Raw genomic sequence first — 24,097 nt, 5'->3', positions numbered from 1 at the left:
GGGCAATGCCGGGTTATTGTGCAAAACCTTTTGCAATTTGCTGCAGAGCACCTAAGCTGTGCTGCAGCGCTGCAATTGGGAGGGATGGCCCGTGGCTGAGACCGAAAAACCGCTTCTTATCAAACGTTACGCATCGCGGCGGTTGTACAACACCGAGACAAGCGATTACGTCACGCTAGAGGATATCGCGGGGTTCATCCGGGACGGCCGCGAGGTGCAGATCGTCGATCTGAAATCGGGCGACGACCTGACCCGGCAATACCTTCTGCAGATCATCGCGGAACACGAAAGCCGGGGCGAAAACGTCCTGCCGCTTGGCGTTCTGACCGACCTGGTGCGCAGCTATACGACGCAGGCGCAGTCCGTCGTGCCGCAGTTCCTGGCGCAAAGCTTCGAGATGCTGCGCGACAGCCAGTCGAAGATGATGGAGAACATGACCGCGATCAACCCGATGGCCAAGATGCCCGGGTTCGAGGCGCTTCAGGCCCAGCAAGAGGCCTTCCTCAAGGCGATGTCCGGCGGCTTCGGCAACTGGAAGGCCCCCGAGGATGGTGCCGCCCCCAAGGGCGGCGAGGCCCCGGCCAAGGGCGATGATCTGGATGACATCAAGAAACAGCTGGCCGAGCTGCAGAGCAAGCTGAACAAGATGAACTGATCCCATGGGGTCAGGTTCAATGGACGGGGGACCGGTGGCAGCCGCGCTTGGCGGTGGCACCGCGAGCCCGGGACGCATCACGCTGTGGGGGATCGAGGTCTTCGTGGCCACGGCAGAGGAACGCTCGATCTCTGCCGCGGCGCGGCGTCTGGGCGTCAGCGCCTCGGCGGTGTCGCAGCAGCTGACCAACCTCGAAGCCGCGCTGGCCGTCACGCTGCTGGTGCGCAATGCCCGGCCCGTGACCCTGACCCCGGCGGGCGAGGCCTTTCGCCGCCGCGCGCAATCCATCCTGAACGAGGCCGCCCAGGCCCGGGCCGAATTGCTGGTCGCCGGCGCGCCCACGCTGCGGCGGCTGCGGTTCGGTGTGATCGACGATCTCGAGGCCGACGTCACCCCGCAGCTTCTGGTGCGCATGGCCGCGCGGCTCGAGGGCTGTCAGTTCCTGCTGGAAACCGGGGCCTCCCACGGGCTGTACGACCAGCTGGAGGCCGAGGCGCTGGACGTCATCGTCACCGCCGAGATGGGCGAGGCCCCGCCCTGGGCCGAGGTGCACCCGATCCTGACCGAGGATTTCGTGGTCGCCGCGCCGAAGGGGATGGTCGATCCCTCGGGCGATGTGCTGGCGCAGCTGAAGGCGCAGCCGCTGGTGCCCTATACCACGCGTCATCACATGGGGCGGCTGATCGCCACCCATCTGGCCCAGCAGAACCTGACCCTGGCACATCGGTTTGAACTGGACAGCTATCACGCCATCCTGGCCCTGGTCGGTCAGGGTGTCGGCTGGACGATCCTGCCGCCGCTTGCGCTGATCCGCGCGCGGCGGCTGATCCCGGGGCTTGAGCTGATGGATCTGCCCTTTGCGCCGGTGTCGCGTCGTATTGTTCTGATGGCGCGGCAGGGGATCCTGGATGACGTGCCCGGCGCCGTGGCGTCCGAGCTGCGGGCGCTGCTGCGCGAGGTCGTTGTGGAGCCGGCGGTGGCGGCCTATCCGCATCTGTCGGCGCGGCTGGCGCTGGTCTGATTTCTTCTTTTGTTTTGTGATGGTTGCGGGGCTGGTTCAGGCACCGTCGCGCCTGTGGTGGGTGCGGGACGGGGGGCGCTGCCCCCCGGCGACAAAGCTGAAGCTTTGACGCTCCCCCCGGGATATTTTTGGCAAGAGGATGAGAGGGCGCGCGCGGTTTGTGGCGCGGGCGGTGCTTTGTGCTGCGGGGGGCGGCGCGTGGGTTTTGGAGGGCGTAGGGTCGGGCGGCGTGATTTTGGTGTCGGGAGGGAGACGGGAATGGGGCGTGGCGCGTCCGGGGCTTTCTGGTGGGTCAGGCGCGGACGCGCAGGGCGGTGAGGCCGTGGAAGTGATAGGTGTCGCCGTATTCTGGAGGCGCGGCCAGCTGCATCTGCGGGCAGCGCGCGGCGAGGATCGGTAGCGCGGTCGTCAGCTCCAGCCGGGCGAGGGGCGCGCCGATGCAGAAATGCGCGCCGGCCCCGAAGGCCGAGTTCGTCTTGACGGGGCGCGTCGGATCGAAGGTCTCGGGGTCGGTCCAGGCGGCGGGATCGCGGTTGGCGGCGGCCAGCATCAGCGCCACCTGATCGCCGCGCCGGAAGGTATGGCCGAACAGCGTGACCTCTTCATAGGCGTAGCGGGTGAACATGTGCAGCGGCGGGTCGTGGCGCAGGATCTCTTCGGTCGTGGCGGCGATGGCCTCGGGGGCGCAATGGATGGCGAGCTGCGCGTGCAAGGGCGCGGAGAGCAGGCGGCCCATGCCGTTGCCAATCGTATGCACCGTGGCCTCGTGCCCGGCATTCAGCAGCAGGATGCAGGTGGCGATCATCTCGTCGGTCGAGAGGCGGGTGCCGTCTTCCTCGGCGGCGATCAGCTGGGTGATAAGGTCGTCGCGGGGATCGGTGCGGCGGGTCTCGATATAGCTGCGGATGAAGTCCGAGAAATCGGCGGCGGCCCTGGCGGCGGCGTCTTCGACGGCGCGGTCGCGGCGGGCCTGGTACATGGCGACCATGGCGTTAGACCAGCGCAGGAGGTCTGGCGACATCTCCTCCGGCACGCCGAGCAGCCGGGCGATGATGCGCACCGGAAGGGGGGCGGCGAAATGGGTCAGCAGGTCGAAGTCGCCCGTCGGGAAGGCATCGATCAGCTGGTGCGAGAGGGCGGCGATTTCCGGTCCCAGGGCCGCGATCCGGCGCGAGGTGAAGGCGCGCAGCACCAGCCCGCGCAGGCGTTTGTGGGTGTCGCCGTCCAGTTCCAGCATCGAATGGTCGTCGATGGCGTAGAAGGGGGCCAGGTGCGAGGGATGCGGCCGGGCCAGTTCGGCCGGGATCTCGCGGCCAAAGCGGCGATCCTTCAGAAAGGTTTGCACGGCCTCGTGACTGAAGGCGGCCATCATGCCGTAGTCTTCCCAGAACTGCAGCGGGGCCGCGGCCCGGGCTCGGGCATAGACCGGGTAGGGGTTCTGGACAAAGGCGGGATCGGTCGGGGATTGGTTCAGCGTCATGCGGCCATCTAGGGCCGGAGCACGCCGGGAGGCAAGAGCCAGAGGTGCCGCCGCAGGATGGCATTTCCAGTGTCGGGTGGCGCGGATATAAGGAACTTCATGAGCCGATCCCTGATGCGCCGTGTCGCCCTGGTCCTGATCTATCTTGCCCTGACCCTTGGTTGCGCCTGGGGTGTCGGGCGCGCGGGCTTTCGCCAGGCGCTGTCGCCGCTGCAGGAGCGGGGCGAGGCAGACCTGGCCCTGACCGTGGACCGTCTGACCGGGCAGATGCAGCGCTACCAGGATCTGGCGGTGCTGATGACCAGCCATCCCGCGCTCGAAGCCGTCGCGGCCTCGCCCCAGAGCGCCGAGCTGCGGGTGCTGGCCAATGACCTTCTGACCGGAGCGGCGGACCGGACCACGGCGCTGAACCTGATCTACGTCTCGTCCGAGCGCGAGGTCCTGGCCTCGGCCCGGCTGGCGGAAGAGGGCGGCAGCCTGCAGTCGCTGGTGCCGGACCGCGTGCTGGGGCGGGCCTTCAACGGGGCGCTTGGGTCAGGGATCGCGCCGATCGGGCCGGACGGGCTGCGCGCCTATGTCTTTGCCGCGCCCAGTTACGCGCCCGGCGGAGGGGTGCGCGGGGCGCTGATCGTGGCGGTGGACATCGACCACGTGGAACAGGCCTGGCGCGGGGATCGCCCGGCGGTCTTCTTCACCGATGGCGCGGGCCGGGTCTTTGTCACCAACCGGTCCGAGATCCTGATGTGGCAGGTCGGGGACGACCGGTTGCAGCCGCCCCAGGGCGCGGCGGTGCCGCTGCGGCGCGAGATGGTGGGCGGGCACGAGATCTGGCGCGCCGAACTGGGGGCCTATGTGCCCGATCCGGCGCTGCGGCTGGTCCGCGATATCCCCCAGGCGGGCATGCAGGCGACGGCATTGATCGACGTCACCCCCGCCGAGCGTCTGGCGCTGCTGCAGGGGGCCGTGGCCGGGCTGATCCTGCTGGCCTTCGGCGCGGTGGTCTTCTGGGCGATGGAACGGCGGCGGGTGCTGGCGCGGGCCAATGCGCAGCTTGAGATCCGGGTGGCCGAACGCACCGCCGAGCTCTCGGGCACCAACATCGCCCTGCGCCGCGAGGTGACCGAGAGGCAGGAGGCTGAAGCGGCATTGAAACGCGCTCAGGAAGAACTGGTCCAGGCCGGCAAGCTGTCGGCCCTTGGGCAGATGTCGGCGGGGCTGAGCCATGAGCTGAACCAGCCGCTGATGGCGATCCGCCAGTTCGCCGAGAACGGATCGCTGTTGCTGGAGCGCGGCAAGGCCGACCAGGCGGGCCAGAACCTGACGCGGATTTCCGAGCTGTCGGGTCGCATGGGGCGGATCATCCGCAACCTGCGCGCCTTTGCCCGGCAGGAAAGCGAACCGGCCAGGCGCATCGACCTGGGCCAGGTGATCGCCAGCGCGCTGGAGATGACCGAGGCGCGGCTGGCCAAGGACGGTGTGGCGCTGAACTGGCAGCCGCCCGCGCAGCCGGTGCGCGCCATGGCCGGAGAAGTTCGGCTGGCGCAGGTGCTGGTCAACCTGATTTCCAATGCCGCCGATGCCATGGCAGGATCGGAGCGTAAGGCGCTGACCATCACCCTGGAGGCAGCGGGGGGCGCAAACGGCCGGCCGGTGATCCGGGTGCGCGACACCGGCCCCGGCATTGATCAGCCCGAGCGGATCTTTGATCCCTTCTATTCCACGAAGGAGGTCGGGGCCTCGGAAGGGATGGGGCTGGGGCTGTCGATTTCCTATGGGCTGGTGCAGAGCTTTGGCGGCGCGATCCGGGGGCGGAACCTGGAGCAGGGCGGAGCGGAATTCTCGGTCGAGCTGGAGCCGGTCGCGGAGGACCTGGCGGCGCAATAGGGGCTTTGGCCTGGGGGCGTCGGTTTGGGGTTTGGAGCGTGATCCAGAGGCGCGCCTGCGGCGCACGCGATTTTATTGCATTTGTCCCTTGGGACAAATGCGGGCCTCCGGCGGGGATATTTTTGAAAACCAAAGAGGGAGGGCGTGCGCGCTTTGGCGGGGCGGGGGCCCTGTTTTGAGGTGGGCGGGTGGTGCCGGGAGCGGGGGACTAGCGCGAAGTTCGGTCAGGAGGAGCGGCGTCACAAAACTTTCTTTGAAGTGATACAAAACCTTGGCGGTGGCCCCTTAGCAGACGGCGCAGGACAGATGGGGGCCGCTTTGCTGCGTATCGACGAACTGACGAAAACCTTCGGCAAGAATACTGCCGTTGACCGTGCCACGATCCAGGTGGACCGCCCGATGATGATCGGGATCATCGGCCGTTCCGGTGCGGGCAAATCGACCCTGCTGCGGATGCTGAACCGGCTGACCGATCACACCAGCGGGCAGGTGGTCTTCGAGGGCCGGGACGTCACCGCGCTGAAGGGTGCGGAGAAGCGTGCCTGGCAGGCCGATTGCGCGATGATCTTCCAGCAGTTCAACCTGGTGCCGCGCATGGATGTGGTGTCGAACGTGCTGCATGGCACGTTGAACAAACGCTCGACCCTGGCCAGCCTGTTCAACCTTTTCCCCGAGGCCGACATCCATCGCGCCATCGACATCCTGGACCGCCTGGGCATTGCCGAACATGCGCCCAAGCGCGCCGAGGCCCTGTCGGGCGGACAGCAGCAGCGCGTCGCCATCGCGCGCGCCCTGATGCAGGATCCCAAGATCATCCTGGCGGATGAGCCGATTGCCAGCCTCGACCCGATGAACGCCCAGATCGTCATGGATGCGCTGCGTCGTATCCACGAGGAAGATGGCCGTACGGTCATCGCCAACCTGCACACGCTGGACACCGCGCGCCGCTATTGCGACCGCGTGATCGGCATGCTGCACGGCCGCATCGTCTTTGACGGCACGCCCGAGCAGCTGACGACCGGCGTGGCCCGCGACATCTATGGTGCCGATGCGTCCTTCTCGGAAGAGGCGACATCCACCGAGATCGGCGCGCTGAACCGGACCACCCGGCCGGCGCCCATTCCTGCCTGACCTCTTTTCATCCGGCCCGGTTCCACAGTGGGGGCCGGGCTTTTCACCACGGGAGCAACCAAGATGAAAAACCTGATCGCCCTTGCGCTGACCACCACCGCGCTTGTCACCCCTGCCTTCGCGCAGGACCAGATCGAAGAATTCCGCATCGGCATTCTGGGCGGCGAGAACGCCCAAGACCGTCTGAACAGCCATGAATGCCTGAAGGGCTATACCGAAGAGACCCTGGGCGTTCCGGTCAAGCTGTTCGCGCCCGCCGATTATGACGGCGTGATCCAGGGCCTGCTGGGAGGCACCATCGACATGGCCTGGCTGGGTGCCTCGGGCTATGCCAAGACCTTCCTGGACGATCCCGAAGCGGTCGAGCCGGTGCTGGTCAAGATCAACCTCGACGGCTCCTACGGCTATCATTCGATCGGTTTTGCCCGCAAGGACGCCGGCATCACCTCTCTCGAAGGGCTGAAGGGCAAGAAATTCGGCTTCGGTGATCCGAACTCGACTTCTGGCTACCTGATCCCCTCGATCGAGATCCCCCAGACCACCGGCGCGACCATGGAAAACGGCGACTACTTTGGTGAGGTCGTGTTCACCGGCGGTCACGAACAGACCATCGTTGCAGTCAACAACGGTGACGTCGACGGCGGCGTGACCTGGGCCGACGGCCAGGGCAACTGGGAAGACGGCTTCAACTCGGGCGCGCTGCGCAAGGCCGTGGACGCGGGCCTGATCGACATGAACGACCTGGTGGAAATCTGGCGGTCCAAGCCGATCCCGGAAGGCCCGATCGTTCTGCGCAAGGCCCTGCCGCAAGAGGTCAAGGCCAAGATGACCGCGCTGGTCGAAGGCATGTACGAGGCCGACAAGGACTGCACCTACAACATCTCGGCGGGTGAATCCCTGGGCTTCAAGCCGATCACCCATGACGCCTATGTGTCGATCGTCGAAGCCCGCAAGGCAAAATCCCAGTAATTTCCAGACTTCTCGAACGGGCCCCTGTCGCGGGGGCCCGTTTCCATCAAGGACGTTTCCGACATGTCAGAGATCAGCCCCCACAGCCGGCCGGGGCCGGCCCATGTTCGCGATGACTACATCGCCCTGACACGCCGAAAACGGCTTTATTCCGGCATGTTGCTGGCGATCTTCGTGGCGCTTATGGCCTCGGGCTTCATGGTGGCCGATGACCGCAACGCGGGCGGCTTCTGGGACGGCTGGACGCGGGTTCTGGACTTCCCCCGCGTGGTGCTGGCCGAGGCGAGCGAGAAGGTCGCCGAACTGCCCGGCCATATCGTCACCTTCTTCCCCGCGCTGATCGAGACGATCAACATCGCCGCCGTCTCGACCCTTGTGGGCGCGCTTGGCGGCATGGTGCTGTCGATGCTGGCGACCCGGGGCATGGCGCGCTGGCCGGCGCTGATCCCGCTGTTCCGGCGCATCATGGACGTGATGCGCGCGATCCCGGAAATCGTCATCGCCCTGGTGCTGATCTTCGTGCTGGGCGGCGGGCCTGTGCCGGCGATGATCGCCATTGCCTTCCACACGGTCGGGGCATTGGGCAAGCTGTTCTCGGAAGTGAATGAAAACGCCTCTCTCAAGCCGGTCGAGGGGCTGGCCTCGGTCGGGGCGACCTGGACGCAGAAGATGCTGCTGGGCGTGGTGCCGCAGGTGGCCCCCAACTACTTCAGCTATGCGCTGCTGCGGTTCGAGATCAATATCCGTGCCTCAGCCATCCTGGGCTTCGTGGGTGCCGGCGGCATCGGGTACGAGCTGAAGAATGCCATGTCCTGGGGGCAGGGCAAATACGATGAAAGCGCCGCGATCTTCTTGCTGCTCTTTGCCACGATCGTGACGGTGGATCAGATGTCCTCGGTGGTGCGCGATCGCCTGACCCATGGCCGCAAATCGGAGATGCTTGCATGACCCTCCATGCCGATCCCATGACCGCCCAGATCAGCCTGAAGGATCAGGCCGACCGGTTGTTCCGCCGCAAGCGCTTGACCTCTCTGGCGATACCGCTGGTGGTGCTGGCCTACCTGGTCTACGCCTTCTTCGCCTTCGACGTGCCTGGGCTGATCGACCGCGCGGATCCCGAAAACGGCCGCACGCTGGTGCGCGACAGCTACAGCTACAAGACCCATGTGACGCGGGACAACCGCTCGGGCGCGGTTTCGGTCGCGATTGAAGGCGAACGCAAGGGGGCCTACCCGGAAGGCACATCGCCCGACTGGGTCGCGCTTGGCTCTGGCTCCGATCCGGTGACAACGATCACGCTGGACGGCGGCGGGGTGGTGACCTTCGGGCCCGATCAGATCAGCTATGACATTCCGGGCTATGGCCTGGTGACCGCGCGGCCTGGCCGCACCGGGGCCAATGCGAGCTTCCCCGAAGGCCCGCTGCCGGAATGGATCAATGCCTCGAAGAACCGCGTCGCCATCACCACGGACGAAGCGCGGCTTTCGATCACTCGCAACAAGACGGAACTCTTCCGCTATTCCCTGGGGTGGGAGCTGTTCTTCTTCACCCTCGACAGCCCCTATCACGGCATGTCCGCAGGTGACCTCGCGTCTCGCGCGGTCAATGGCGAGGCCGGGGAAATCTTCCACGACTTCTGGACCAACGCCATGTGGCGACACGGCGAAGTGGCCTGGGCGCTGTTCGAAACCGTGCTCATGGCTTTCCTCGGCACCTTTGGCGCGGCCATCGTGGCGCTGCCCTTGGCCTTCCTGGCGGCGCGCAACTTCACGCCGCTGACCCTGGTGCGGCAACTGGCACGGCGGCTGTTCGACCTGTTCCGCGGCGTGGATGCGCTGATCTGGACGATCGTCCTGGCCCGCGCCTTCGGCCCCGGGCCGCTGACCGGGGCGCTGGCGATCCTGGTCACCGACACCGGATCCTTCGGCAAGATGTTTTCGGAGGCGCTGGAAAACGTCGACGGCAAGCAGATCGAGGGCCTTCAGTCCGTCGGGGCCAAGCCGGTGCAGCGCTACCGCTTCGGGGTGATCCCGCAGGTGACGCCGGTGCTGCTCAGCCAGATGCTCTATTTTTTCGAAAGCAACACCCGCTCGGCCACGGTGATCGGCGCGATCACCGGCGGCGGTATCGGGCTTCTGCTGACCCAGGCGATGATCACCCAGAAGGACTGGGAAGAGGTCACCTATTACATCGTCCTCGTGGTGCTTCTGGTCTTTGTCATGGACTGGTTCTCGGGCTGGCTGCGCCGCAAGCTGATCAAGGGCGACGCGGGCGGGCACTGACCGCCACGCCTCCGACGTTTCCAATAAAGGGCGCGCAGGGCATCACCCCGCGCGCCCGATCCCATGATCATCTTGCCTAAAATACTCCCCGCGCGGAGCGCACCCGCCCCCTCCGCCCCAGATCAAGGTTCGACCCATGCCCCGATTGTCCGCAGATACACCCTTTATCCACGACGGCTGCCAGATCACCGACAGCACCTTCGGGGCTTTCACCGAGATCGGCCAGGGCAGCCGCATCGCCCATTCGGAATTTGGCGATTATTCCTACTGCGACCGCTACGCCGATGTGGCCAATGCGACGATCGGCAAGTTCTCCAACATCGCCAGCTACACGCGGATCGGCGCGACGGATCACCCGCTGGATACGGCCGCCTGCCATCACTTCCTTTACCGCTCGCCCGACTATTGGGACGACACCGACCTCGACGCCGAATTCTTCGCGCACCGCAGATCGCGCCGGGCACGGATCGGACATGACACCTGGCTGGGCCACAACTGCATGATCAAGCCCGAGGTAACGGTCGCGCACGGGGCCGTCGTGGCCTCGGGCGCGGTTGTGACTAAGGACGTGGAGCCTTACACGATCGTTGCCGGCACGCCCGCGCGGGTGATGCGCCGCCGCCAGCCGGAAAAGATCGCCGCGCGCCTGATTGCGCTGGCCTGGTGGGACTGGTCGCATGATGATCTGCGCGTCGCGCTGCCGGATTTCCGGGCGCTGCCGGCCGAGTCTTTTTTGGAGAAATACGAAGGGTAAGCGCCGGTTTGGGCGCAGCTCGCTGATCCAGCGGACGCCCCGCAGGGCGGGGCGACACCTTTTTATTTGCAGGGGCTGTCTGCCCCTGCGCCGGAGCTGCCGGGGGCAGCTCCGGCTACCCCGAGGATATTTTGGGAAAACCAAAGAGGGGGGCGGTTTTGCGCGCGCGGGAATTGGTGCGAAGAGGCCCGCGAGGGGTGATGAGCGGAGCGAGAGAATGGAAAAAGGGCGGTCTGGGCCGCCCTTTTTTGTTTTGTTTGGGGGTGGGTCAGAGGCCCATGCAGTTGGCGTAGTAGGTCACCGTGGCGGGCCAGTCGGAGAAGACGCCTTCAACGCCGACGTCCTGGGCCAGCACGTCCAGCACCACCAGGTAGTCGCTGTCGTTGTCGATCGCGGGGGTCACGGACTTGTAGTACCAGCCGCCGCCGGTTGCGAGCGGGCCGGAGCGTTCCAGGGTCCAGGCGATCAGCTTCAGATCGGCCTCTTTCGCGGCCTTGGCGAAGGCCGAGGCCGAGATCTCGCCGTTCTCTTCGGTGATCATCATGTTGATCGAGGGGGCGAGGTAGTTCACGCCCTGCGCCTTCAGGTCGGCCAGGTCCCACTGCCAGGTCGACGCGTCCTGTTCGTCGAAACCGTCGTACCATTCGACCAGGAAGACAGCCTGTTTGCCAAATTCGGGTTCCGCCTTGATCCAGTAGAGCACGTCGTCGAGGTTGAAGCTTTGCGCAAAGACGTCGGACGCGGGCACGCTTGCGGCCTTGTATTCATCGATCAGCTTCTGGGCGTAGTCTTCCTGGGTGAAGCCGTCGAAGGGCATTTCGACCGACGGATACTTCAGCTCGGGCGTGAACTTGGCCCCGAGGTCCTTGAACAGCGCGATCGACTCGGCGTGGGTCATCAGGGTGCCGGTGGTGGCATAGAGGTCGGTGCGCCAGCCGGCGGTGCCGTCCATGTAGTCCTCGACCGTGGTGCCCTTCTTGTTGGCGGCGTCCATCTTGCCGTTCAGGGTCTTGAACTCGGCCAGGGTGATGTCCGAGGTGCGGCATTCGGCGGCGGCGGGGGTGTCGCCATCGGCCCCGGCGAAGGGGGTGGTGCACTTGGAGCCGAGGTCGGTCGCCAGAATGTTGGTCGTGGTGTGCAGGTCGTTCTGGGCGTGACGGCAGACCAGTTCCTTGTCGGCCGTGAAGGCCACGTCACATTCCAGGATGCCTGCGCCCATGCGCGCGGCGGCCATGTTGGATTCGACGGTATGTTCGGGGAACATCAGCGGCGCGCCACGGTGACCGATCGAGAAGTCGGTTTTCTCGAAGGGGCCTTCGCAGGCCTGCAGTTTGGTCTTCAGGTCGCCCTCGGGCAGGGCGTCTGCCAGGAACATCGGGCGGGGCCCGATCTGAACCTCGGCCAGGGCGGGGGTGGCGAGGGTGGCCAGGGTGGCCGCGGCCAGCAGGCGGATGTTTTGGGTGGTCATGGGATGTCCCTTTGTTGTTACCAAAGGGGTTGTCCCCGGATTGCGCAACGGGCGCGCGACAGGGGTGCAACAGTTTGACGACAGGTGTGAATTTCCCCTTCGTCACAAGGGGGCACGGGCGGTTATTCCGCCGCCAGCGCTGTCAGGGCCGGGGCGCAGCCCGCCAGGCGGTGCGCCGCCTCGCCCGCCAGATGGGTGATGCGCCCGCCCGAGATGGTCATCTCGATCGCGCGGCTTTGCGCATGGATCACGGTCAGGTCGGCGCGCCGGCCGGGATCCAGCCGCCCACGGTCGGGCATGCGCAGGATCCGCGCCGGCGTGTCCGAGATCATCGCCCAGGCCTGGGGCAGCGTCATCACGCCTGTGTCCACCAGGTGGAAGGCTGCCAGGTGCAGCGCGGGGTAGTAATAGTCCGAGACAAGCGCATCGCACAGCCCCGCGCGGATCAGATCCTCGGCCGCGATATTGCCGGACTGCGACCCGCCGCGCACCACGTTCGGCGCCCCCATCAGGACGGGATCGCCAACCGCATGGGCCAGGGCCGCGGCCGCGCGCGAGGTCGGGAATTCGCAGATCTTCGCGCCGATCATCGAATAGGTTTCACGGGTCTCGCCATCGGGGTCGTCGTGCGACCCGTAGGTCACGCCCAGGGTGTCGAAGCCCTCGGCCAGGCGGCACAGGTAGCGCGGCACCTGGGCCTTCTGCTTCTGCGCGGCCTTTACCACGGCCAGGTGCTCTTCTGGGGTGCGGCCCGCGTCCTTGGCCCAGGCAAACAGCGCCTCGGGGCGGGCCTGCTGCAGCATCTCGGCCTCGTCGAGGTGGTTGTTGAAGACCACGTAGTCGATGCCATGGGCGCGGATCGCGGCCAGCAGCCGGTCGGCGGTGTCGACGGTATGGGTTTCGCAGCGGATCTGCAGGCGCAGGTCGGTCAGCGCCCGGGGCGCATAGTCGCGCAGCGCCTGCATCATCCGCAGGGCGTAGTCGGGGCTGCGCTTGCCGCCTTCCCAGCTCCAGCTTTGGGCAAGGTATGCGGTAGTCACGCCATTGGCGGCGGCGTCACGGTCGGCCCCGCGCAGGCCCACAAGGGGCGGAAAGGGCGCAGAGGGGCGCGGCGCGATATGACGTTCGAAGGCGTCGCCATGCAGGTCGATGATCCCGGGCAGGACCAGATAGCCGCTCAGGTCCACCTCGGGCAGGGGGCCACGGGTGATCCGGCCATCGGCAATGGCGATAGAGCGCGACTGCATCTCGCCGTCGCGTAGAATCGATGCGCCGGTGAAGCGCAAGGCGGGGTAGGGCATGGTCATGGATTCGGCCTGCTCGTTACCTTTTGCCTGTGGATAAAGGCAGAATGTATCGGCGGCGTGACATGTTCCGGGAAAGTCGCCACAAAGCTGCCGTCGCGGCAGGACGGGCCCGTCCGGGGGGGCAGGTCAGTCGGGCGAGGTCTCGGCCACGGTCAGGGTCACGCGGTCGCCCGAGAACCAGGTGCGGCCGTATTCCACTGGCTGGCCGTCCGGAGCCAGGCTGACCGAGAGGGTGCGCAGCACCGGGTCGCCTTCGCGGCATTGCAGGTGCAGCGCCAGGGTGGCATCCGCCCGCTGCGCCGTGATCCGGGTCGAGGGGCGGGTGTAATCGTCGATGCCGCAGGCCTTCAGCGCCTTGGTGACCGACGACAGACGCATCAGGTGCTTGGCCATGTCCGGCAAGGCTTCGGCCGGAAAGACCGACCGGAAATAGGCCACGGCCGTGCCATCGGCCAGCGACCGGCCGGTGCTGACATGCACCGGCGCACCGGGGGACAGGCGCAGGGCCTCGGCTTCTTCTGCATCGGCGGCGCGGGTTTCCAGGGTCAGGATCTCGCGCGCGGGCAGGCGGCCGGCGGCGCGGATGTTCTGGTGAAAGCGCACGCGCGGGCCGATTGGGTAGTCGGTCGGCGGCTGGTGCACGAAGACACCGGCCCCGCGCCGCGACAGCACCAGCTGCTGGTCTGCCATGTCCGACAGGGCGCGGCGGATCGTATGGCGGTTCACCCCGAAACGCGCCGAGAGCTGCGCCTCGGTTGGCAGCTTGTCACCAGGGCGGTAGCGGCCGGCGACGATATCTTCGGTCAGGGCGGTGGCGATGGATTTCCACAAGGGGGTCTTCGCCTGGGTCGGGGCGTCTGTCATGAAAATTTCACCTTCCTGCACCTTGCCGTTTCCGGGCAAAAGGGCGTAACATTTGTCTAGTTGTATAGAATGTTAGACAAACCGGCAAGGTGTCTAGATGAAAGATCTGACAGAAGATGAAAACGCGGCGCGCAAGGGCTGGATGAGCCTGCTGGCCCAGGCCCCTGCGGGGGATCTTGCGGCGCTTTGGGCGGATGCGGGGCTGACCCCGGATTTCACCTGGCTACGCCGGCCCGAGGTGGGCGGCGTCATGGTGCGCGGACGGGCCGGGGCCACGGGCGCGGCCTTCAACCTGGGCGAGATGAGCGTGACGCGCTGTTCCCTGCGCCTGGGCGATGGCCGCGTCGGTCACGCCATGGTGCAGGGCCGCGACCGCGCCAAGGCCGAGGTTGCCGCGCTGTGCGATGCGCTGATGCAGGGCGAGGGCGGAGATACGGTCGAGGCCGCGATCCTGACCCCGCTGAGCGAGGCGCGCCGGGTCCGGCGCGAGGAGCGCGCCGCCAAGGCTGCGGCAACGAAAGTGGATTTCTTCACGATGGTACGGGGCGAATGATGGGCGATCTGACCTTTGACAGCAGTCGCGCGCTGGAAGGCGGCTTTGCGGATGTGCCGGTGCACTCGGCCCATGCCTTCCGCGCCGCGATGGAGTGCATGGCACGTCCCGGCCGGATCGAGGATCTTGCGGGCGGGCAGGGGCCGGAGCCCCTGTCGGTGGCGGCCTCGGTGCTGCTTCTGACGCTGTGCGATCCCGAGACGCCGGTGCACCTGGCGGGCGATCACGACGCGGGCCCGGTGCGCGACTGGATCACCTTTCACACCGGCGCGCCGCTTGTGGGACCCGAGGAGGCGATGTTCGCCCTTGGCACCTGGGCGGCGCTGCAGCCGGTGGACCGGTTTGCCATCGGCACGCCGGAATACCCCGACCGGGCGGCGACGCTGATCGTCGAGACGGACAGGCTGGAAGCCGAGGGTGCGGTGCTGACCGGGCCGGGCATCCGGGATCAGGCGGCGCTGTCGCTGCCCGAGGTGGCGGCGTTCCAGGCCAATGCCAGGCTTTTCCCCCTGGGGTTCGATGCCTTCTTCACCAGCGGGGCGCGCGTGGCGGCCCTGCCCAGAACCACAAAGGTGCGCTGATGTATGTTGCGGTGAAAGGTGGCGAACGGGCCATCGACAATGCCCATGCCTGGCTGGCCGAGGAACGGCGCGGCGACCGGGAGGTGAGTGAGCTGAGCGTGGCGCAGATCCGCGAACAGCTGGCCCTGGCGGTGAACCGGGTGATGGCGGAAGGGTCGATGTATGACCCCGATCTGGCGGCCCTTGCGATCAAGCAGTCGCGCGGCGATCTGATCGAGGCGATCTTCCTGATCCGCGCCTATCGCACCACGCTGCCGCGCTTTGGCTATTCAGAGCCGGTGGATACCGGCGCGATGGCCTGTGATCGCCGGATCTCGGCCACGTTCAAGGATGCGCCGGGGGGGCAGGTGCTGGGGCCAACCTTCGATTATACGCATCGCCTGCTGGATTTTGCGCTGGCTGCCGAGGGGCTGGAGCCGCCCGAGGCCGTGATGGCCGAACCGCTGCCGCCCGAGGTGCCGCATGTGACCGAATTCCTGGACCGCGAGGGTCTGATCCAGGTCGAGGAGGTGCCCGAGGATGACACCCCACGCGATCTGACGCGCGAGCCGCTTGAGCTTCCTGCCGGGCGACCGCTGCGGCTTCAGGCGCTGACGCGGGGCGATGAGGGGTTCGTGCTGGGCATGGCCTATTCGACGCAGCGCGGCTATGGGCGCAACCACCCCTTCGTGGGCGAATTGCGCATCGGCACGGTGCCGGTCGAGGTCGATCTGCCCGAGCTGGGCTTTGCCGTCGAGGTGGGAGAGGTGGTGCTGACCGAATGCGAGACGGTGAACCAGTTCGTCGGGTCCAAGACGGAGCCGGCGCAATTCACCCGCGGCTATGGGCTGGTCTTCGGTCAAACCGAGCGCAAGGCGATTTCCATGGCGCTGGTTGACCGGGCGCTGAGGTGGGAAGAGCTGGGCGAGGACAACGTCGGCGCACCTGCGCAGGACGAGGAATTCGTTCTGTATCACAGCGACAACATCCAGGCGACGGGCTTCCTGGAGCATATCAAGCTGCCCCACTACGTCGATTTCCAGTCCGAGCTAGAGCTGATCCGGAAATTGCGGCGCGAGGCGGGGACAAGCTCCTCCGCCGTGACCGGCGTCCTCGCCCGGGAGGCGGCGGAATGAGGTGTGTTGTGCATGTGGGGGGCGGGGATGCCTCCGGCGGGAGTATTTTCGGCAAGATGATCAGGGGGATGGTGTGATGGACGGACAGGATCAGGCCTATAATTTTGCCTATCTGGATGAGCAGACCAAGCGGATGATCCGGCGGGCGATCCTTAAGGGGCTGGCGGTGCCGGGCTACCAGGTGCCCTTTGCCAGCCGCGAGATGCCGATGCCCTATGGCTGGGGCACCGGCGGAGTACAGGTGTCGGCGGCCGTCATGGTGCCCGAGGATCGCTTCAAGGTGATCGACCAGGGGGCGGATGACACGACGAACGCCGTGTCGATCCGCAAGTTTTTCGAGAAGACCGCGGGCGTTGCGGTGACCGAGCGCACGGGCGAGGCGACGGTGATCCAGACCCGCCACCGCATCCCGGAGGAAGAGTTGGGGGAGGGCCAGGTGCTGGTCTACCAGGTGCCGATCCCCGAGCCGCTGCGGTTCCTGGAGCCCTCGGAGGTGGAGACCCGCAAGATGCACGCGCTTGAGGAATATGGGCTGATGCATGTGAAGCTGTATGAGGATATCGCGCGGCACGGGGCGATTTCCACGGCCTATGCCTATCCGGTGAAGGTCGAGGGGCGCTATGTGATGGACCCCAGCCCGATCCCCAAGTTCGACAATCCCAAGATGGAGATGGCTGCCGTGCAGCTGTTCGGGGCCGGGCGGGAGCAGCGGATCTATGCGCTGCCGCCTTACACGAAGGTTGTCAGCCTGGATTTCGAGGATCATCCCTTTGATCCCTCGAAGGCCGATCATCCCTGCGATCTTTGCGGGGCCGAGGACAGTTACCTGGATGAGGTGATTGTCGATGATGCGGGCGGGCGGATGTTCGTCTGTTCCGACACGGATTACTGCGGCACGCGGCAGGCCAATGGCCATCGCGGGGCGCTTGCGGCGGAGGATGCGGCATGAGCAATTTGCAGGAGAGCGGGCCGCTGTTGTCGGTCCGGGATGTGGCCAAGTTTTATGGCGCGCGCGTCGGCTGCCGGGATGTGAGTTTTGACCTCTGGCCCGGTGAGGTCATGGGCATCGTCGGCGAAAGCGGGTCGGGCAAGACGACCTTGCTGAACTGTCTGGCGGGGCAATTGACCCCGGATCACGGAGAGGTCCTGTTCGACACTCGCACCGATGGCCTGAAGGACACGGTGCGGATGAGCGAGCCGGAGCGCAGGATGCTGCGCCGGACCGACTGGGCCTTTGTTCACCAGCACGCCCATGAGGGGCTGCGGATGAACGTCAGTGCCGGTGGCAACGTAGGCGAGCGTCTGATGGCCGTGGGCGCGCGGAACTATGGCCAGATCCGAGAAGAGGCGCTGGACTGGCTGGGGCGGGTCGAGATCTCGGGCGAGCGGATTGATGACCGGCCTTCGGCCTTTTCCGGCGGGATGCGGCAGCGGTTGCAGATTGCGCGCAATCTGGTGACGGGGCCAAGGTTGGTCTTCATGGATGAGCCGACCGGGGGGCTGGATGTGTCCGTTCAGGCGCGTCTGCTGGATCTGCTGCGCGGACTGGTGCGGGAAATGGGGCTGTCGGCGATCATCGTAACCCATGATCTGGCCGTGGTGCGCCTGCTGGCGGACCGGCTGATGGTCATGAAGGGCGGTGAGGTCGTCGAGGCCGGGCTGACCGATCAGGTTCTGGACGATCCGCAGCATGGCTATACGCAGCTGCTGGTGTCGAGCGTGCTTCAGGTATGAGCGGGGCGGCGATGCAAAGGCCAGATGTAGAAGGACATGAAAAGATGATCCGTATTGAGAACCTGTCGAAGACCTTCACCCTGCACAATCAGGGCGGCGCGGTGATCCCGGTGATGACGGGCGCGGAACTGGCGGTGGCCAAGGGCGAATGCATTGCGCTGACCGGGGCCTCGGGCGCGGGGAAATCCACGCTGATGCGCATGATCTACGGCAACTACCTGGCGGCCTCGGGCCATATCTGGGTGGGTGAGGTGGACGTGGCCGCCGCCAACCCGCGCGAGATCCTTGAGCTGCGCCGCCACACGCTTGGCTATGTCAGCCAGTTCCTGCGCGTGGTGCCACGCGTTCCGACGCTTGAGGTGGTGGCCGAGCCGCTGCTGTCCGTGGGCGTCGCGAAAGAGGCGGCGCTGGAGCGGGCGCGCGATCTTCTGGGGCGGCTGAACATCCCCGAAACCCTGTGGAGCCTGAGCCCCACGACCTTTTCGGGCGGGGAACAGCAGCGGGTGAACATCGCGCGCGGCTTTGCGCATGACTATCCTGCGCTGTTGCTGGACGAACCGACTGCATCGCTGGATGCCACCAACCGCGAGGTCGTGCTGGCCCTGATCGAAGAGGCCAAGGCACGCGGCGCGGCGATCATCGGGATCTTCCATGACGAGGCCGCCCGCGATCGGGTCTGCGACCGGGTCATCGACGTCACGGGCTATGCCCCGCCGAGGGCGGCATGAGCGGACTGGGCCTCTTGATCGGGGTCGTGGGCCCTTCGGGCGTTGGCAAGGACAGCGTCATGCAGGCGGTGGCGCAGGCGCGGCCGGACGTGGGGCTGGTGCGGCGGGTCATCACCCGGCCGGAAGAGGCCGGGGGCGAAGACTTCGAGGGCGTCGCGGAGGCCGCCTTCGAGGCGCGCGCCGGGGCGGGCGACTTTGCGCTGCACTGGCAGGCGCATGGGCTGCGCTATGGCATTCCCGGCACGATTGCGCAGGATCTCGATCAGGGACGCACCCTGCTGGTGAACCTGTCGCGTGCGGTGCTGGCGCAGGCGCAGGCACGGTTTGCCAATTTCGCGGTGCTGGAACTGACTGCCGCGCCCGAGGTTCTGGCCCAGAGGCTTGCCGCCCGCGGGCGCGAAAGCGCCGAGGATATCGCGCGCCGGCTGCAAAGGGCCGATTACGCGCTGCCCGAAGGTCTGGCCCGTGTGGTCACCACCGACAACGGCGGGGCACTGGACAAGACCGTGGCGCAGGTGCTGAGCGCGCTGTTGCCCGACATGACACAGACATTGAAGACAGATAAAACAGGGGCCGCAGACAGGCCCGAGACAATCGAGGTGACGGAATGAAGGACATCAGCCAGCAGGACGAAGTGATCCTGAGCAATGCCAAGCTGATCCTGCCCGGAGAGGTGATCGACGGCCATGTCGTGATGCGCAACGGCAAGGTGGCCGAGGTCGGCACCGGCCCGGCCTCGGGCGGGGTGGATTGCGATGGTGACTGGGTGGCCCCCGGGCTGGTCGAGCTGCACACGGACAACCTGGAACGCCACATGCAGCCGCGCCCAAAGGTGAACTGGCCGCATCAGGCGGCCATCGTCGCCCATGACCGGGAACTGGCGGGCTGTGGCATCACAACGGTCTTCGACGCGATCCGCGTCGGGTCCATCGTGTCGGACGCGGGCAAGCGCTATGGCAAATACGCGCGGTCGATGGCGGACGAGATCCTGTCGATGCAATCCAAGGGCGCGCTGCGGATCAGCCACCGGCTGCACCTGCGGGCCGAGACCTGTTCCGAGACGCTGCTGGAAGAGCTGGAGGAATTCGGCCCCGAGGACCGCGTGGGCATCGTGTCGCTGATGGACCACACGCCGGGTCAGCGCCAGTTCCGCGATATCGGCAAGTTCGAGGATTACGTCTGTGGCAAGCACGGGCTGTCCAAGGAAGGCTTTGCCGACTACTGCGATTTCCTGACCGGCCTGCACGACAAGCTGGGCGCCGCGCACGAGGCCGGATCGGTGGCGGCGGCGGCGCGTTTCGGCGCGGTGCTGGCCAGCCATGACGACACCACGGCGGATCAGGTTGCGGTTTCCGCCGGTCATGGCATCCGCATGGCCGAATTCCCCACCACGGTCGAGGCCGCGCGCGCCTGTCATGCGCATAACATCAAGGTCATCATGGGCGCGCCCAACCTTGTGCGCGGCGGATCGCATTCCGGCAACGTGGCGGCCAGCGAGCTGGCCGACCTGGATCTGCTGGACATCCTGTCGTCGGATTACGTGCCGGCGGCGCTGCTTCTGGCGGCGGTCCAGCTGGGAGAGCTGTGGGGCGACATGGCGCGCGGCATCGGCACGGTGACCTCGGCCCCGGCGCGGGCCAGCGGGCTTGCCGATCGCGGCATGCTGGAACCGGGGCAACGCGCGGACCTGATCCGCTTTTCGATGATCGCCGGGGTGCCGGCGGTGCGCGGCGTCTGGGTGCAGGGCGACCGGGTCGCCTGATCGCCGGGCGCGGGCAGGGCTGGGAACCGGGCGGGGCTGCCCAAGCTCCGGCCCCGGCTTTGCCGCGATTCCAAGGGCTTGGCGATTGTCCCCCGCTTGGGGGCAATCGTCCGGCCGTGGCGCTGCGGGATGTCCTGCGCGGCCGCGATGACCGGAAAAATTGACCTATACGGATGGACAGGCCGGGGCCGCGCAGACCCTTGTGTACAGGCATTCCCGGCGGCTCCCTCGGGCCGGGCGCAAAAAATGTTGGAGATTTCTGCTTGCCAAAACGGGCCGTGCTTGTACGGTTCCCCTCTAACCGGTCCGTTTCGAGGCCGGAACTTACGGGAGGAATACCATGACGAAGTACCTGCAAGGTGCGGCGGTTGCCGCATTGTCGATTGCCATCGCCGCTCCGGCCGTGGCGGATGAATGGAGCGTGTCCGTCTGGGGCAAGCCGCGCGTCTTTACCAGCCACATCGAAAAGCTGAACGAGATCCTGACCGAAAAGACCAACGGAGAGTTCACGCTGAACATCTCGTACGGGGGTCTGTCCAGCAACCGCGAGAACCTTGACGGGATCTCGATCGGAGCGTTCGAGATGGCCCAGTTCTGCGCCGGCTATCACCGCGACAAGAACCCCACGCTGACCGTTCTGGAACTGCCCTTCATCGGTGTGAACACGCTTGAAGAAGAAGTGGCCGTGTCCAACGCCGTCTATGCGACCGACGCCGCCAAGGAAGACCTGGGCCGCTGGAACGCGATGCTGCTGATGCCGTCGCCCATGCCGCAGTACAACATCGTTGGCACCGGCGAGCCGGCCGACAGCCTTGAGAAGTTCGAAGGCATGCGCGTGCGCGCCACCGGCGGCATTGGCCAGGCCTTCCAGACCGTCGGGGCCGTGCCGACCTCGGTGACCGCGACCGAAGCCTACAACGCCATGGAATCCGGCGTTGTCGACACGGTGGCCTTCGCCCAGCACGCGCATTTCGCCTATCGGACCATCGACATGGCCGACTGGTGGACCGCGAACCTGAACCCCGGCACCGTGAACTGCCCGGTCGTTGTGAACACCGACGCCTATGACATGCTGTCGGACGAACACAAGGCCGCGCTGATGGAAGCCGTGCCCATGGCGATGGATCACTACCTGGCCGAATACGCCAAGATCCTCGACAAGTGGGAAGGCATCCTGGCCGAGAAGAACGTGCAGAAGGTCACCTATTCCGAGGAAGACCTCGAGAAGTTCCGCGCCGCCGCCGCCGCGCCGATCCGCGATCAGTGGATTGCCGACATGACGGCGCAGGGCATGCCCGCGCAGGAACTTTATGACACCATGATGGAGGCGCTGAAGGCGTCCCGCATGTAATCATGCAACACGACCCCGTCCCGGTGCCCTGGCTTCGACCATGGCGCAGGGGGCGGGGTTTTCTCGTTCCTACCCATACGGTTGGGCCCACGGGGGTGGGCCTGTCGGATAGGGATTGGCAGCGGGCAGCACCCGGCGAAAGCCCGGGGCACCTGGCGATCATGGGAACGGCACGGAACAGGGGCAGGCCCGCAGGCTGGGTTAAGCGGCGGGATCGGGTCCCACAGGGATAATGACAGGATTGGGGGTGACACATGGCGGGCTCTTCGGCGGTGCTCGAGGACGGATCCGTTCTCAGCCGGATTGATCTAGGATTGCTCAGGATCGAAAGGGTGCTGGCCCTGATCTCGGGTCTGGCGGTGTTTTCACTGATGGTGCTGGCGGTGGTCTCGGTGTCGGGACGGAATGCCATGAACACGCCCCTGCCGGGGTACGTGGACTGGATCGAACAGATCATGCCGCTGATCGCTTTCATGGGGATCTCGTACACGCAGCGCGACGGCGGGCACATCCGCATGGACATCCTGGTCGGCCGGCTGAAGGGCCGGGTGCTGTGGACGGCGGAATTCATCACGACCCTGGTGGCGCTGATCCTGATCCTCTTGCTGATCTGGGGCTCCTGGGCGCATTTCGACCGGTCCTTCGACTGGAACGCGCCGCTTTGGTCGCGCGACAGCACCATCGACATCGCCCTGCCGCTCTGGCCGGCGAAACTTCTGGCCCCGGTGGCCTTCTCGATCCTGTCGCTGCGCCTGGTGGTGCAGCTGGTCGGCTATGCCAAGGGCATCATCGGCGGAGGAGAGCCCGCGGGCGTTCCGCTGAACCGGTCGGTCGCGGAACAGGCAGCGGAAGAGGCGGCGCACGTCTCGGGCGCAGATACGTAAAGCAGGGGCAGGGACATGGAACCTATCGAAATCGGCATTATCGTCTCTCTTTTCCTGCTGGCCATGGTGGTCCTGGGCATGCGCGTGGCCTTTGCCGCCGGTGTCGCGGGGCTGATCGGGCTGGTCTGGATCTTCTGGAACAAGTTCGGCTATGACCCCGCGCGCTTCGGCAAGGCGCTCACCATCGCGGTGAAGACCGCCGGTCAGGTGCCGCATGGCAAGGTCTCAAGCCAGGCGCTGTCGCTGATCCCGACCTTCATCCTGATCGGCTATCTCGCCTATTACGCGGGGCTGACCAAGGCGCTGTTCGAGGCGGCGAAGAAATGGGTCGGCTGGCTGCCCGGCGGGCTTGCGGTCTCGACCGTCTTTGCCACGGCGGGCTTTGCGGCGGTGTCGGGGGCTTCGGTCGCGACCTCGGCGGTCTTTGCCCGCATCGCCATCCCCGAGATGCTGAAGATCGGCTACGACAAGCGCTTTGCAGCGGGCGTCGTGGCGGCGGGGGGTACGCTTGCGTCCCTGATCCCGCCCTCGGCCATCCTGGTGATCTACGCGATCATCGTGGAACAGGACGTGGGCAAGCTGCTGCTGGCGGGCTTTATTCCCGGGGCCTTCTCGGCGGTGATCTACGGCGCGCTGATCGTCGGTATGGCGCTGGCGCTGCCGAACTTCGGGCCGCCGGTGCGGGGCTTTACCTGGGGCGAACGCTTCAAGGCGCTGCCGCCGGCCTTCCCGATCTTCTTCGTGGTCTTCATCATCATCTGCTTCATCTACAACCCCTTTGGCGGCGACGCTTGGGGCACCCCGACCGAGGGCGGGGCCCTGGGGGCCTTCGTGGTCTTCCTGATGGCACTGGTGCATGGCATGCGCTGGCCGCAGTTCAAGGACGCACTGATGGAGACGGCCAAGCTCTCGGCGATGATCTTCACGATCATCTGGGGCGTGCTGATCTACGTCCGTTTCCTGGGCTTCGCCGACCTGCCGCGCGCATTCTCGGGCTGGCTGACCTCGCTTGACCAGTCGCCGATGATGACGCTGGTGCTGATCCTGCTGGCCTATGCGGTGCTGGGGATGTTCATGGACGCCATCGGTATGCTGCTGCTGACGCTTCCGGTGGTCTACCCGGCGGTCATGGCCCTGAATGGCGGCGAGATGGTCTCGGCTGCGGACAGCGCCTTTGGCATGTCCGGCCCGATGTGCGCGATCTGGTTCGGGATCCTGGTGGTGAAGATGGCCGAGTTCTGTCTCATCACACCCCCGATCGGGCTGAACTGCTTCGTAGTTGCCGGCGTGCGCCCCGAGGTCTCGGTCCAGGACGTCTTCCGCGGCGTGACGCCCTTCTTCGTGGCCGATGCGCTGACGATTGCAGGCCTGGTGGCCTTCCCGCAGATCGTGCTCTGGCTGCCCAGTCAGGTCTAGGGCGGCCAGGTCTAGGGCCGCGCCCTGCAGGCGCGGAGGGGGCTGTCTGCCCCCTCCGCCACGACTGCCAGGGCAGTCGCGGCACCCCCGAGGATATTTCGAAAAACCAAAGAGGGGGCGCGCGCCCCTCTTCGTGTTTTGGCCCTCTTTGGTTTTCA

The 24,097-nt window shown here is 66.2% G+C and carries 23 protein-coding genes; 19 read left to right on the top strand and 4 right to left on the bottom strand.

Annotated features, from left to right (window positions below; genetic code table 11):
• Positions 1-91 precede the first annotated feature (91 nt).
• Together phaR and BMX99_RS11775 are read left to right on the top strand one after the other, a co-directional pair.
• Positions 92-655, top strand: a complete 564-nt coding sequence (gene phaR, locus BMX99_RS11780) for a polyhydroxyalkanoate synthesis repressor PhaR (protein WP_093451896.1) — start codon at positions 92-94, stop codon at positions 653-655.
• 19 nt (positions 656-674) lie between these two features.
• Positions 675-1,676: a LysR family transcriptional regulator gene (locus tag BMX99_RS11775; protein ID WP_093451894.1), complete on the top strand. Its 1,002-nt coding sequence runs from the start codon at positions 675-677 to the stop codon at positions 1,674-1,676.
• A gap of 292 nt (positions 1,677-1,968) precedes the next feature.
• Here BMX99_RS11775 and BMX99_RS11770 read toward each other — a convergent pair whose 3' ends face one another.
• Positions 1,969-3,156 (bottom strand): cytochrome P450, encoded by a 1,188-nt coding sequence (locus BMX99_RS11770; RefSeq protein ID WP_093451891.1) that lies wholly within the window; start codon positions 3,154-3,156, stop codon positions 1,969-1,971.
• A 99-nt stretch (positions 3,157-3,255) separates the two neighbouring features.
• Between BMX99_RS11770 and BMX99_RS11765 the strand changes: the two genes are divergently transcribed.
• The 6 genes from BMX99_RS11765 to BMX99_RS11740 all read left to right on the top strand — a co-directional run bounded on the left by BMX99_RS11765 (position 3,256) and on the right by BMX99_RS11740 (position 10,176).
• Positions 3,256-5,040 carry a sensor histidine kinase gene (locus tag BMX99_RS11765; protein WP_093451888.1) on the top strand — a complete coding sequence of 595 codons (1,785 nt, stop codon included), beginning with the start codon at positions 3,256-3,258 and terminating at the stop codon, positions 5,038-5,040.
• Between the two features lie 318 nt (positions 5,041-5,358).
• Positions 5,359-6,171, top strand: coding sequence for a phosphonate ABC transporter ATP-binding protein (gene phnC, locus BMX99_RS11760; protein ID WP_093453271.1), 813 nt, complete (start codon positions 5,359-5,361; stop codon positions 6,169-6,171).
• A 63-nt stretch (positions 6,172-6,234) separates the two neighbouring features.
• Entirely contained in the window at positions 6,235-7,140 is a 906-nt protein-coding gene (phnD, locus tag BMX99_RS11755) for a phosphonate ABC transporter substrate-binding protein (protein WP_093451886.1), read from the top strand.
• Between the two features lie 63 nt (positions 7,141-7,203).
• The gene (gene phnE, locus BMX99_RS11750; RefSeq protein WP_093451883.1) at positions 7,204-8,088 is read left to right on the top strand and encodes a phosphonate ABC transporter, permease protein PhnE; all 885 of its coding nucleotides are present in this window, start codon (positions 7,204-7,206) and stop codon (positions 8,086-8,088) included.
• Positions 8,085-9,422, top strand: a complete 1,338-nt coding sequence (gene phnE / locus BMX99_RS11745) for a phosphonate ABC transporter, permease protein PhnE (RefSeq protein ID WP_244525546.1) — start codon at positions 8,085-8,087, stop codon at positions 9,420-9,422. Before phnE (BMX99_RS11750) ends, phnE (BMX99_RS11745) begins: the two co-directional genes overlap by 4 nt.
• A 136-nt stretch (positions 9,423-9,558) precedes the next feature.
• Positions 9,559-10,176, top strand: a complete 618-nt coding sequence (locus BMX99_RS11740) for an LbetaH domain-containing protein (RefSeq protein ID WP_093451881.1) — start codon at positions 9,559-9,561, stop codon at positions 10,174-10,176.
• A gap of 268 nt (positions 10,177-10,444) precedes the next feature.
• On the opposite strand, the gene BMX99_RS11735 is transcribed toward BMX99_RS11740, so the two are convergent.
• The 3 genes from BMX99_RS11735 to phnF form a co-directional block, all read right to left on the bottom strand.
• Positions 10,445-11,644, bottom strand: a complete 1,200-nt coding sequence (locus BMX99_RS11735; protein WP_093451878.1) for a glycerophosphodiester phosphodiesterase family protein — start codon at positions 11,642-11,644, stop codon at positions 10,445-10,447.
• A 122-nt stretch (positions 11,645-11,766) separates the two neighbouring features.
• Positions 11,767-12,951 (bottom strand): alpha-D-ribose 1-methylphosphonate 5-triphosphate diphosphatase, encoded by a 1,185-nt coding sequence (locus BMX99_RS11730; protein ID WP_093451875.1) that lies wholly within the window; start codon positions 12,949-12,951, stop codon positions 11,767-11,769.
• Between the two features lie 126 nt (positions 12,952-13,077).
• Positions 13,078-13,815 carry a phosphonate metabolism transcriptional regulator PhnF gene (gene phnF / locus BMX99_RS11725; RefSeq protein WP_093453265.1) on the bottom strand — a complete coding sequence of 246 codons (738 nt, stop codon included), beginning with the start codon at positions 13,813-13,815 and terminating at the stop codon, positions 13,078-13,080.
• Between the two features lie 97 nt (positions 13,816-13,912).
• On the opposite strand from phnF, the gene phnG reads away from it, so the two are divergent.
• The 11 genes from phnG (at position 13,913) to BMX99_RS11670 (ending at position 23,939) form a co-directional block, all read left to right on the top strand.
• Positions 13,913-14,368: a phosphonate C-P lyase system protein PhnG gene (phnG, locus tag BMX99_RS11720; RefSeq protein ID WP_093451872.1), complete on the top strand. Its 456-nt coding sequence runs from the start codon at positions 13,913-13,915 to the stop codon at positions 14,366-14,368.
• Complete coding sequence (gene phnH, locus BMX99_RS11715) at positions 14,368-14,949, top strand: phosphonate C-P lyase system protein PhnH (protein ID WP_093451869.1); 582 nt, start codon at positions 14,368-14,370, stop codon at positions 14,947-14,949. Before phnG ends, phnH begins: the two co-directional genes overlap by 1 nt.
• Positions 14,949-16,064, top strand: a complete 1,116-nt coding sequence (locus BMX99_RS11710; RefSeq protein ID WP_093451867.1) for a carbon-phosphorus lyase complex subunit PhnI — start codon at positions 14,949-14,951, stop codon at positions 16,062-16,064. Before phnH ends, BMX99_RS11710 begins: the two co-directional genes overlap by 1 nt.
• 76 nt (positions 16,065-16,140) lie before the next feature.
• Complete coding sequence (locus BMX99_RS11705) at positions 16,141-17,013, top strand: alpha-D-ribose 1-methylphosphonate 5-phosphate C-P-lyase PhnJ (RefSeq protein ID WP_093451864.1); 873 nt, start codon at positions 16,141-16,143, stop codon at positions 17,011-17,013.
• A complete protein-coding gene (gene phnK, locus BMX99_RS11700; RefSeq protein WP_093451862.1) occupies positions 17,010-17,798 on the top strand; it encodes a phosphonate C-P lyase system protein PhnK in 789 nt (262 codons plus the stop codon). The genes BMX99_RS11705 and phnK overlap by 4 nt, the downstream gene beginning before the upstream one ends.
• 44 nt (positions 17,799-17,842) lie before the next feature.
• Positions 17,843-18,526 (top strand): phosphonate C-P lyase system protein PhnL, encoded by a 684-nt coding sequence (gene phnL / locus BMX99_RS11695; RefSeq protein WP_093451859.1) that lies wholly within the window; start codon positions 17,843-17,845, stop codon positions 18,524-18,526.
• Entirely contained in the window at positions 18,523-19,137 is a 615-nt protein-coding gene (phnN, locus tag BMX99_RS11690; protein ID WP_093451856.1) for a phosphonate metabolism protein/1,5-bisphosphokinase (PRPP-forming) PhnN, read from the top strand. The genes phnL and phnN overlap by 4 nt, the downstream gene beginning before the upstream one ends.
• Complete coding sequence (locus BMX99_RS11685; protein ID WP_093451853.1) at positions 19,134-20,288, top strand: alpha-D-ribose 1-methylphosphonate 5-triphosphate diphosphatase; 1,155 nt, start codon at positions 19,134-19,136, stop codon at positions 20,286-20,288. Before phnN ends, BMX99_RS11685 begins: the two co-directional genes overlap by 4 nt.
• Before the next feature lie 340 nt (positions 20,289-20,628).
• Positions 20,629-21,639, top strand: coding sequence for a TRAP transporter substrate-binding protein DctP (gene dctP, locus BMX99_RS11680; RefSeq protein WP_093451850.1), 1,011 nt, complete (start codon positions 20,629-20,631; stop codon positions 21,637-21,639).
• A 254-nt stretch (positions 21,640-21,893) separates the two neighbouring features.
• Complete coding sequence (locus BMX99_RS11675; RefSeq protein ID WP_093451847.1) at positions 21,894-22,523, top strand: TRAP transporter small permease subunit; 630 nt, start codon at positions 21,894-21,896, stop codon at positions 22,521-22,523.
• Positions 22,524-22,538: 15 nt separating this feature from the next.
• Positions 22,539-23,939, top strand: a complete 1,401-nt coding sequence (locus tag BMX99_RS11670; protein ID WP_093451844.1) for a TRAP transporter large permease — start codon at positions 22,539-22,541, stop codon at positions 23,937-23,939.
• Positions 23,940-24,097 lie beyond the last annotated feature (158 nt).

Source organism: Pseudooceanicola nitratireducens, assembly GCF_900109195.1.
GTDB classification, from domain to species: domain Bacteria; phylum Pseudomonadota; class Alphaproteobacteria; order Rhodobacterales; family Rhodobacteraceae; genus Pseudooceanicola; species Pseudooceanicola nitratireducens.
This window is presented reverse-complemented; position numbering and strand designations above follow the sequence as displayed.